We start from the raw sequence: 10,784 nt of genomic DNA on the forward strand, positions 1-10,784 counted from the left end.
ACCCCGATGAGCGAGATCCCCACCAGCATCAGGATCATCGCGACGATGCGCCCCTCGGTCGTCACGGGATAGAAGTCGCCGTAGCCCACCGTGGTGACCGAGACCAGCGACCACCACAGCGCGTCGGGGAAGGTGACGATGTTGGCGCCCTCGGCGCCACGCTCGAAGCTGAGCGCGGAGACGGCTCCGATCCACATCAGCAGCACCGCGGAGACCAGCACCGCCTGAGACGTCTTCAAGGCGCGGCGCGCACCGCCGAGCAGCGCACCCTGCGTGAAGACCGTGAGGATCTTCAGCGGACGCGCGGGCGGCAGGAACACGGCGATGAGGTCGATCGGGTGCGTCCACAGCCAGCGCCACCGGTTACCCGACCACACCAGGCGAATCACGATGTCGGCGATGAAGGCCAGCCAGATCCACCCCTGGACCACGAACAGCGCGCGGCTCAATCCGGGATCCATGCCCGTCCAGATGGCGCGGAGGGACCACACCACAAGGAACACGAACGCAAGAACCAGCGTCGCCGGATCCGCTCTCCGCGCATACGCATCGTGCTTCTTCTGTCGGTCGTCCGCGTCCATGAAACCCACGTGGGCCCTACCGGACTCGAACCGATGACACCTGCGGTGTAAACGCAGTGCTCTAACCAACTGAGCTAAGGGCCCGTCGCCCATTCTGGCAGGACGATGCGGGGGTTGGGTTCGAGCGCCGCGCCGCCCGCGCCGCATTGCGGGCGTGAGATCGCGTGGGGCTCGCGCCGGTCAGCCCAGCAGGGCGTCGACGGCGCCGCGGTACTCGGCGAGGTCGCGCGCCTCGCCCTCGGGATTCACGATCGCCCACCGGCAGATGCCGTCGGCGTCGATGAGGAAGCTGCCGCGCGTGGCGAGACCCTTGTGGGGGTTGAAGACGCCGAACTGCCGCGCCACCTCGCCGTGGGGCCAGAAGTCGGACAGCAGCTCCGCCTTGTAACTGTGCGTGTCCGCCCAGGCCTTGAGCGTGTACACCGAGTCGCAGCTCACCACGATGACCGACAACCCATCGTGGGAGAGCAGGTCGTCCGCGCCGCGCAGGTCGATGAGCTCGTTGGTGCACGTGTCGGAGAACGCGAAGGGCACGAACACGAGCAGCACGGCGGATCCCCGCAGGCCCTCCGACGAGACGGCGCGACCGTGGGTATCGGTCATGCGGAAGGCGGGCGCGGTGCGCCCGACCAGGGCATGGGTCACTTGCTCCGACCCTTGTCGACCAGATGAGTCGCAGTCCAGGTTCCGCCGATCACGAACGTCGAGGTGCCGTTGAGGCCCGCCAGCGAGGCCGCCTCCTGCACGTCCCGCGGCTGCACGTGGCCCGGCACCCCCGCCTTGGGCACGCACACCACCACCGGCGCGCCGTCGTCGAGCAGGGTCTGAGCGTCCATGAGGAGGTCCGCGAGGTCGTCGTCGCCGTCGCGGAACCACACCAGCGACCCGTCGGTGACGTCTCCGAAGTCCTCGTCCACCAGGCTCTCCCCGGTCGCCGCCTCGATGGAGGCGCGAAGGGGTGCGTCCGCATCGGCGTCGTAGCCAAACTCCTGGATGATCTGCCCGGTCTTAAGACCGAGTCTCGCGACCACGGCTTCCACCGCGGCCTTCGCATCCTCCTGTGTCGCCACGGTGGCGGGACCCCTTTCGTAAGGTTCATCGCGCTGCTTCACGCGCCTGTCGACCACAGTAGAGGCACCGCGCATCAGGGTGCAATCGACGCCCCGTTGGCGCTGGCGTGACATTCCCTGGAGTTGTGACCAGAATGAGGGTCAAGGCGGTGCACACGCCGCGATCCCCATTCAATGGCGCGTGACTCGCGTGCCTGACAGGAAGGTCACCTGTGGCATACCACGGCGAGGTTGACAAGGACCCGAGCGAGACCGATGAGTGGCTCGAGTCACTGGATGGGCTGATCGAATCGGGCGGAGAGAGCCGCGCCGAGTACGTGATCGATCAGTTGGTCGAGCACGCCGCCAAGAAGCAGTTGAGCGTGCCGCTCAGCCTCAACACGCCCTACGTCAACACGATTCACGTGGACGACGAGCCGGACTTCCCCGGCGACGAGGCGATCGAGCGCCGGTACCGGGGCTGGATCCGGTGGAACGCCGCCGTGATGGTCACGCGTGCTCAGGCCGCCGGCAAGGGAGTCGGCGGTCACATCTCCTCGTACGCGTCCGTGGCGACGCTGTACGAGGTGGGCCTCAACCACTTCTTCCGCGGCAAGGACCACCCGGGCGGCGGCGACCAGATCTACTTCCAGGGCCACGCGGCCCCCGGTGTGTACGCCCGCGGCCTCGTCGAGGGCCGCTTCGCACCCGAGGATCTCGACTCGTTCCGCCAGGAGAAGTCCGGCCCGGGCCGAGGCCTCTCCTCTTACCCGCACCCCCGACTCATGCCCGACCTCTGGGAATTCCCCACCGTCTCCATGGGCCTGGGCCCCGCATCGGCGATCTACCAGGCGTGGACCAATAGGTATCTCCAGCTGCGCGGCATCAAGGACACATCGGAGCAGCACGTCTGGGCGTTCCTGGGCGACGGCGAGATGGACGAGCCGGAAAGCCGCGGCATGCTGCAGCTGGCCGCCACGCAAAATCTCGACAACCTGACGTTCGTGGTGAACTGCAACCTGCAACGCCTCGACGGCCCCGTGCGAGGCAACGGCAAGATCATTCAGGAGCTCGAGGCATACTTCCGCGGAGCGGGCTGGAACGTCATCAAGGTGGTCTGGGGCCGCAACTGGGACCCGCTGCTGGCGCGAGACGAGGACGGCGCTCTCGTCAACCTCATGAACACCGTCCCCGACGGCGACTTCCAGACGTACCGCGCCGAGTCCGGCGCGTTCATCCGCGACCAGTTCTTCGGCGGCGACCCGCGCGCCAAGGAGCTCGTCAAGGACATGACGGACGACGAGATCTGGGCGCTCAAGCGCGGCGGCCACGACTACCGCAAGCTGTACGCCGCCTACGCCCGTGCCACCACCGAGAAGAACGGCAAGCCCACCGTCATCCTCGCCAAGACCATCAAGGGCTACGGACTCGGCTCGAACTTCGCCGCGCGCAATGCGGCGCACCAGATGAAGAAGCTGGCGGCCGCGGACCTCAAGGTTCTGCGCGACACCTTCGACATCCCGTTCTCGGACGAGGACCTCGAGGCGGACCCGTACAACCCGCCGTACTTTCAACCCGGCATGGACGACCCCGCCATCCAGTACATGCTCGAGAGGCGCCGCGCCCTCGGGGGATTCGTGCCGGAGCGGCGCGACCCCGACAAGGCGATCACGCTGCCCGACAACAAGGCGTTCGACCTTCTCGCCAAGGGATCCGGCAAGCAGTCGGTTGCCACCACGATGGCGTTCGTGCGCCTGTTCAAGGATCTGGTCCGGGACAAGGAGTTCGGCCACCGGGTGGTGCCGATCATCCCCGACGAGGCACGCACGTTCGGCCTCGACGCGATCTTCCCGAGCGCCAAGATCTTCAACACCAACGGCCAGAACTACCTGCCGGTCGACCGCGAGCTCATGCTCTCCTACAAGGAGTCCGAGTCCGGCCAGATCATGCACACCGGGATCAACGAGGCCGGGTCAGCCGCGGCGTTCCAGGCCGTGGGCACCTCGTACGCCACGCACGGCGAGGCGCTGGTGCCGTTCTACATCTTCTACTCGATGTTCGGCTTCCAGCGCACGGGCGACCAGTTCTGGGCAGCGGGCGACCAGCTCACGCGCGGCTTCATCATCGGCGCCACGGCGGGTCGCACCACGCTGACGGGCGAGGGCCTGCAGCACGCGGACGGCCACTCGCCGCTGCTCGCGGGCACCAACACTGCGGTGATCCACTACGACCCGGCGTACGGCTACGAGATCCGCCACATCGTCAAGGACGGGCTCGAGCGCATGTACGGCCCTGACTCGGGCCGCGACAAGAACGTCATGTACTACCTGACGGTCTACAACGAGCCCTACCAGCAGCCGGCGGAGCCGGACGATGTGGACGTCGACGGCATCCTCAAGGGAATCCACCGCGTGGCGGCCGCACCGGCGGGTGGGGGCCCGGAGGCGCAGATCCTCGCGTCCGGCGTCGCGGTGCCCTGGGCCTTCGAGGCTCAGGAGATGCTGCTGCGTGACTACGGCGTCCGCGCCGCGGTGTGGTCCGTCACCTCGTGGAACGAGCTGCGCCGCGAGGCGCTCGCCGTCGAGCGCGATGCGTTCCTGTTCCCCGAGAACGGCACGCGCGTCCCCTTCGTCACCCAGAAGCTCCAGGGTTCCGCGGGTCCGTTCATCGCCACGTCGGACTACGACCACCTGGTGGTCGACCAGATTCGCGCGTGGGTTCCCGGCGATTACGCGACGCTGGGCGCGGACGGCTATGGCTTCTCGGACACCCGCGCCGCCGCGCGTCGGTTCTTCCACATCGACGGCGCCTCGACGGCGGTGCGCGTGCTCCAGCAGCTCGAGCGGCGCGGCGAGGTGCCCGAGGGCACGTTCGCGCACGCCATCCAGCGCTACGAGCTCCACGACGTGCGCAAGGGCACGTCCGGCAACGCGGGCGGAGACGCCTAGCCGCTCAGCACGTCACGGCCGCGGGTCGGAATCCTCGTCCTCGGATGCGGGCTCCGGCCCGTCGTCGCTTTCAGGCGCGGGCTCCGGCTCCGGCTCCGGGGTCGCGTCCGGCTCCGAGACGGCCCCGGGTTCGGGCTCCGGGGTCGCCTCCTGCTGGGGCTCGGACGTTGTCGCACCACTCGGTGCGGCGTCAGGCGCAGCGTAGGCACCCCCGGTTCCCACGGCGGCTGCGCCGGAGGTGACGCTGCCGTCGTAGACCTTGCCGGCCTCGGCGCGCGCCGCCGCGGCATCCACAAAGGACTTGCGGACCGCGAGTGCCGCCCACGCGATCGCCACCAGCAGCAGTCCCAGCGCCACCCACAGGCCCTTGAGCGTGTTGGTGGAGAAGGCGCTCTCTGGGGCGACGAGCACCCAGCCGTCGAGCTCGCAGGCCGCTGACTCGCCGGAGATGGATCCGTAGGCGTGATAGACGCCAGATACGTCGAGGCCTGTCGTGTCCTTGATATAGGCGAGGCCCTCGGCGACGTCGACGGTGCCGGCCAGCTCCTGGACCTCGGACGCTCCCGTGACCGTCACGGTGCGGATCGGAATGGCGAAGCCAGCGACGATGATTCCCCCGACCCGCTCGGTGACCACCACGGGCGAATCGGATGCCGCGGACCAGCTCACGGTCGCGTCGGGGGCGAGGTCGAGCGGGGAGAACGCGCTGGTGTCGCCGGGTGTCACCGTCGCATCGCCCACGGTTGCCTCGACCGTGCAGCCGTCTGAGACGGCGCCGGAGCGCACGATCTCGGGGATTCCCGTGAGCGCCACGCCCGCGAGGATGCCGGAGATCACGGCGACCGTGACGAAGCGACCACGGGCGGCCGCGATGGACCGGGTGAGCAGTCCGGTCACGGCCAGCGTGGCCACCGCGACCACGAGGAACGAGACCAGGCGGCCCGGGTCGATGACGCCGGTCTGCCAGAGCAGCGCTACCCCCACGGCGCCGATCAGCAGGCCCAGCAGCATCCCGAGCAGAGGTCGGGGTCGCGGGTCCATCCGACGTTGCGGCTCCATGGCAGTCTCCCTGATGATCGGCCTTTTTGAGCACGCTACCGCTCTGGGCGAACCGGCGCCCGGTCGACGCGCCAGGTCCGCGCTCCGCACAGTCCGGCGCACGACACCCCTGTGCCGAGCCGCGAACGGCGGGAGGGTCTGGGGATTTCATCCAAAGGGCGGCCCGGGCGAACCTCCGGTCTCCGCACACGGCGCCGTTCTCATACCGCCGCCGCTTGTCCATTCCTCACAATCGACGGCTAGGCTGACGCCCATGGTCACCCCGGAGATGCGTGCCGAGACGCTGCGCCGTCTCCGCGGAGGGACCGGCCGCCTCGCCACCATCGCGCTGAAGACCCTCGATGCGGAGTATCCGTGGTTCCGCGAGCTGCCGGCGCAAGACCGCTCGTGGGTGGGAACGGTCGCGCAGGCGGGCATCGCATCGTTCGTCACCTACTTCGCGGATCCGCAGGCGGGGCATCGCGGCGCGCTCGAGATGTTCGCATCGGCGCCGCCCGAGCTCACCCGGGCGATCTCCCTCCAGCACACGCTCACCATCGTGCGCACCTTCGTCGCGATCGTCGAGAGCCACTCGGATGACTTCGCGGCACCCGGCGCCGAGATCCACCTGCGGGAGTCGATCCTGCGGTACTCCCGGGAGATCGCGTTCTCAGCCGCTGAGGTCTACGCGCGAGCCGCCGAGTCGCGCGGCGCCTGGGACGCCCGGCTCGAGGCGCTCGTGGTCGACGCGCTCGTCCGCGGCGAGGTCGACGACGACCTCCCGTCGCGGGCCGCGGCACTGGGCTGGAAGCCGGGACCCACGCTGGTCATGGTCGGCATGACGGACGGGCCGCTCGGCGAGGTCCAGTCGGCGGAGCTGCGTCGGATCATCCGGCGCGCCTCGCACGGCGCGCTCGTCGGGATCCACGGCGAGGACCTGGTGGTGATCGCGCGCTCCGACGGCGACCTGCATGAGCTCAGCGAGGCGCTCCTCCCCAGCTTCGGTCCCGGTCCGGTGGTGGTGGGGCCGCCTGCGATCACCCTGGTCGAGGTGGCGCGTTCGACGCGAGCGGCGATGAACGGTGCCTCCGCCGCGCCGGCGTGGTCCCTGGCCCCGCGACCCGTCGACGCCGACGACCTGCTGCCGGAGCGGGTCCTGGTCGGGGACGCCGCCGCCGGCGCCCGCCTCATCGCCGTCGCGTACGACCCGATCGCGACAGCCGGCGGTTCGCTCAAGGAGACGGTCGCCACGTTCCTCGACTGCGGGCGGTCGCTCGAGCTCGCGAGCCGCACCATGTTCGTGCACGCCAACACGGTGCGATACCGGCTCAAGAAGGTGGCGGAGCTCACCGGCTGGGACGTGCTGTCGACCCGCGACGCGCACGTGCTCCAGACGGCCTTCGCGCTCGGCAGGCTCCGCGACGCGGCGGCGGCTCCTTTGTAGGTTCCATACAACAACATCGGCCCGAATCGGTATCTCCACCGCCCCCAGGGCCCTCGAATTGTGAGGCAGGCTTAATCACCATGATCGCCGTTCTCTGTCCCGGCCAGGGTGCCCAGACCCCGGGGATGCTCGCGCCCTGGCTCGACATCCCCGCCGTCGCCGAGCGCCTCGCCGCGCTGTCCGACGCCGCAGGAGTCGACCTGGTGCGTCACGGCACCACGTCGGACGCGGACACCATCCGCGACACCGCGATCGCTCAGCCGCTGCTGGTCGCCACGGCGATCGCCACCGGCCGCGAACTTCTCGGCGACGCCGCTCCGGCGATCTCCGCCGGGCATTCGGTGGGAGAGCTGGCCGCCGCCGCGCTGGCGGGCGTGGTCTCGGACGCGGACGCGATGCGGCTCGTCGCCGTGCGCGGGACCGGCATGGCACGCGCGGCCGCTCAGAGCGAGCCCACCTCGATGGCCGCGGTCCTGGGAGGCGACGCGGATGAGGTCGCGGCGGCCCTCGCGGCCCTCGACCTCACTCCGGCCAACGTCAATGGCGGCGGCCAGGTGGTCGCTGCCGGCGCCAAGGACGCCATCACCGCGTTGGTGGCCGAGCCTCCGGCGCGCGCTCGGGTGATCGAGCTGCAGGTCGCGGGCGCCTTCCACACCGCGTACATGCTTCCGGCCGTCGTCGACCTCGACGCGGCCGCGGCAGCGACGGTCGTGTCGGATCCGGCGGGCGTGCTGCTCAGCAACGCCGACGGCGCTCCCGTGACAGACGGCGCCGACGCCGTGGCGCGCATCGTCCGCCAGATCGCGAACCCCGTCCGGTGGGACCTGTGCATGGAGACGATGCTGAGCCTGGGAGTCACCGGTATCGTCGAGGTAGCGCCCGGTGGGGTGCTGACCGGCCTCGCCAAGCGCGCGATGAAGGGTGTCCCCGCCGTCGCCTTGAAAACGCCCGATGACCTTGCCGCTGCCCTCGACCTCCTGGAGGCCTGAATCGTGACCGCACTCAACGTCCGCCGTGGACCGGAGTTCACCCGCATCCTCGGCCTCGGAGTCGCCCGCGGTGAGAACGCCGTGCCCAATGACGACCTGGTGGGGCCGATCAACTCGTCGGACGAGTGGATCCGGAAGATGACGGGCATCGCGACGCGCGTGCGGGCCGATGCCGGCACGTCCGTGATCGACCTCTCCGAGCGCGCCGCGCGCGACGCCATCGCGCAGGCCGGCATCGACGCCTCCGAGATCGACACCGTCATCCTCTCGACCATCTCGTATCCCCACATCACCCCCGGCGGTGCGCCGGTGCTCGCCGAGCGCCTAGGAGCCACGCCGGCGGCCGCGTTCGACATCTCCGCAGCCTGCGCGGGCTACTGCTACGGGATCGGACAGGCGGACGCGCTGGTGCGATCGGGCGCCGCGCGCAACGTGCTCGTGGTGGGCGCGGAGAAGCTCAGCGACTTCGTCGACCCCGCGGACCGTTCGATCTCCTTCCTCCTGGGGGACGCCGCCGGCGCCGTCGTGATCGGCGCCTCGGAGACGCCAGGCATCGGCCCCACCATCTGGGGCTCCGACGGCGGCGGGGCCGAGCTCATCCGGCAGACCAGCTCGTGGCTTGATGTCCGCGACAACCGCGACGTGCCCTTCCCGACCCTGGTCCAGGAAGGGCCCGCGGTGTTCAAGTGGGCATCGTTCAAGATGGCGCCGGTGGCGCTGCAGGCGATCGAGGCGGCGGGCGTGACTCCGGACGACATTCAGGCCTTCATCCCGCACCAGGCGAACATTCGCATCATCGACCAGATGGTCAAGCAGATCGGCCTGCCCGACCACGTCGCGATCGGCCGCGACATCGTCGACTCGGGCAACACCTCCGCCGCTTCGATCCCGCTTGCCACCGAGCGGCTGCTGCGCGACGGCGACGCGAAGTCCGGCGACCTGGCCCTGCAGATCGGCTTCGGAGCCGGCCTGGTCTACGCCGCGCAGGTGGTGGTCCTGCCCTGAGCGGCACCCGCGCGTAGAGTTCACAAGCGTTCACAACGAACAAGGCGCCACGGCGCCGCCCGACCCAAGAAGGAGCAGCACATGGCAATGTCCAAGGATGAGGTCCTCGCCGGCCTGGCCGAGATCGTCTCGGAAGAGACCGACATCGACACCGCCGAGGTGAGCCTCGACAAGTCGTTCACCGACGACCTCGACATCGACTCGCTGTCGATGATGACGATCGTGACCCTCGCCGAGGAGAAGTTCGACGTGCGGATCCCCGACGAGAAGGTCAAGGACCTCGTGACCGTCGACGACGCCGTCTCGTACATCACCGACGCCCAGAACTGATCCACACCATCTCACCCCGGAGTGCTGCCATGAACGTCGTCGTCACCGGACTCGGAACCACGTCCCCGCTGGGCGGCGACGTGGCCAGCACGTGGGAGGGCGCCCTCGCGGGCCGCTCGGGCGTGCGCACCCTCGACAACGACTGGGCCGAGAAGTACGGCATGCCCGTGACCTTCGCGGGCCAGCTGGCGGTGCCAACCGGGGACGTGCTGTCGCGCCCGGAGACCAAGCGCATGGACCCGTCCGCCCAGATGGCGATCGTGGCCGCGCGTGAGGCCTGGGCGGACGCGGGTTCGCCCGAGGTGGATCCCGAGCGCCTAGGCAGCGTGGTCTCCTCCGGAATCGGTGGCGTGTGGACGCTGCTGTCCGCGTGGGACACGGTGAAGGAGCGGGGCGCCGCGCGCGTCCTGCCCCTCACCGTGCCCATGCTGATGCCCAACTCCCCCACGGCCTACGTGTCGCTGGAGTTCAAGGCCCGCGCCGGCGCGCACGCACCCGTGTCCGCCTGCGCGTCCGGGGCCGAGGCGATCGGCATGGGCTTCGACATGATCCAGTCGGGCCGCGCGGACGTGGTGATCTGCGGCGGCACCGAGGCCGCCATCCACCCGCTCCCGATCTCCGCCTTCGCGGCGATGCAGGCCCTGTCCAAGCGCAACGACGACCCGGCGGGCGCCTCGCGTCCGTACGACGTCTCACGCGACGGGTTCGTGCTGGGCGAGGGTGCGGGCGTCGTGGTCCTCGAGTCCGAGGAGCACGCCGCGGCTCGCGGCGCCCACATCCACGCCCGAGTGCTGGGCCTGGGGATGACGGCGGACGCGCACCACATCGCCGCGCCCGAGCCGGACGGCGCCGGTCAGACGCGCGCCATGCGGCTCGCGCTCGAGCGCGCGGGCCTCACCACGCAGGACGTCGCGCACGTCAACGCGCACGCGACGTCGACCCCCGTGGGCGACATGATCGAGGCCCGCGGCATTCGCGGGCTGCTGGGCGCGCACGCCGATCAGGTGCTGCTCTCCGCCACGAAGTCGATGACCGGCCACCTGCTGGGCGGCGCGGGCGCCCTCGAGTCGGTGTTCACGGTGAAGGCCCTCGAGACCCGCACCGCGCCCCCCACCATCAACGTCACCGAGCCCGACCCGGAGCTCCAGGTGGACCTGGTACGCGACACCCCGCGGGCTCTCCCCGAGGGTCAGATCGCCGCGATCAACAACTCGTTCGGATTCGGCGGCCACAACGTGGCGCTGGTCTTCGGCACCGCCTGACCCTCTCACCGCCTGACACTCTCCCCGCCTGACCCTCTCCCCCGCCTGACACTGGGCACGGAGTACGGCGCGACACCCCGCGCGCGAGGCCCGCATCGTCCCGTCGCGGCGGCGAGTCGCGGGCAACTCCGTGCGCAC

At 70.0% G+C, this 10,784-nt stretch carries 10 protein-coding genes and 1 tRNA gene; 6 read left to right on the forward strand and 5 right to left on the reverse strand.

All coding sequences use genetic code 11. The annotated features are described in order from the left end of the window. From Q0L54_RS07350 to Q0L54_RS07365, 4 genes are all read right to left on the reverse strand, one after another. Window positions 1–581 (reverse strand): potassium channel family protein (locus Q0L54_RS07350; RefSeq protein WP_296666664.1); only part of this gene is annotated, 581 nt, incomplete at its 3' end. A 10-nt stretch (window positions 582–591) separates the two neighbouring features. Beyond that, a tRNA-Val gene (locus Q0L54_RS07355) sits at window positions 592–665 on the reverse strand. A 96-nt stretch (window positions 666–761) separates the two neighbouring features. Continuing rightward, on the reverse strand, window positions 762–1,226 hold the full coding sequence (locus Q0L54_RS07360; RefSeq protein ID WP_296666667.1) for a redoxin domain-containing protein: 465 nt from the start codon (window positions 1,224–1,226) through the stop codon (window positions 762–764). Then, complete coding sequence (locus Q0L54_RS07365) at window positions 1,223–1,651, reverse strand: DUF3052 family protein (protein WP_296666671.1); 429 nt, start codon at window positions 1,649–1,651, stop codon at window positions 1,223–1,225. The genes Q0L54_RS07360 and Q0L54_RS07365 overlap by 4 nt, the downstream gene beginning before the upstream one ends. Before the next feature lie 212 nt (window positions 1,652–1,863). Between Q0L54_RS07365 and aceE the strand changes: the two genes are divergently transcribed. Next, the gene (aceE, locus tag Q0L54_RS07370; RefSeq protein WP_296666673.1) at window positions 1,864–4,578 is read left to right on the forward strand and encodes a pyruvate dehydrogenase (acetyl-transferring), homodimeric type; all 2,715 of its coding nucleotides are present in this window, start codon (window positions 1,864–1,866) and stop codon (window positions 4,576–4,578) included. Window positions 4,579–4,590: 12 nt separating this feature from the next. On the opposite strand, the gene Q0L54_RS07375 is transcribed toward aceE, so the two are convergent. Next, window positions 4,591–5,637 (reverse strand): hypothetical protein, encoded by a 1,047-nt coding sequence (locus Q0L54_RS07375; RefSeq protein WP_296666675.1) that lies wholly within the window; start codon window positions 5,635–5,637, stop codon window positions 4,591–4,593. A gap of 253 nt (window positions 5,638–5,890) precedes the next feature. Here Q0L54_RS07375 and Q0L54_RS07380 point away from each other — a divergent pair, with 253 nt between their 5' ends. The 5 genes from Q0L54_RS07380 to fabF all read left to right on the forward strand — a co-directional run bounded on the left by Q0L54_RS07380 (window position 5,891) and on the right by fabF (window position 10,646). Next, entirely contained in the window at window positions 5,891–7,060 is a 1,170-nt protein-coding gene (locus Q0L54_RS07380) for a CdaR family transcriptional regulator (RefSeq protein ID WP_296666678.1), read from the forward strand. A gap of 80 nt (window positions 7,061–7,140) precedes the next feature. Further along, a complete protein-coding gene (locus Q0L54_RS07385; RefSeq protein WP_296666680.1) occupies window positions 7,141–8,049 on the forward strand; it encodes an ACP S-malonyltransferase in 909 nt (302 codons plus the stop codon). Between the two features lie 3 nt (window positions 8,050–8,052). Beyond that, window positions 8,053–9,054 (forward strand): beta-ketoacyl-ACP synthase III, encoded by a 1,002-nt coding sequence (locus tag Q0L54_RS07390; RefSeq protein WP_296666683.1) that lies wholly within the window; start codon window positions 8,053–8,055, stop codon window positions 9,052–9,054. An 81-nt stretch (window positions 9,055–9,135) separates the two neighbouring features. Further along, window positions 9,136–9,384: an acyl carrier protein gene (locus Q0L54_RS07395; RefSeq protein ID WP_296666685.1), complete on the forward strand. Its 249-nt coding sequence runs from the start codon at window positions 9,136–9,138 to the stop codon at window positions 9,382–9,384. A 29-nt stretch (window positions 9,385–9,413) separates the two neighbouring features. Further along, entirely contained in the window at window positions 9,414–10,646 is a 1,233-nt protein-coding gene (gene fabF, locus Q0L54_RS07400) for a beta-ketoacyl-ACP synthase II (RefSeq protein ID WP_296666688.1), read from the forward strand. Window positions 10,647–10,784: the final 138 nt, after the last annotated feature.

Origin of the sequence: Demequina sp., from assembly GCF_024642165.1 — a bacterium.
Lineage (GTDB): Bacteria > Actinomycetota > Actinomycetes > Actinomycetales > Demequinaceae > Demequina.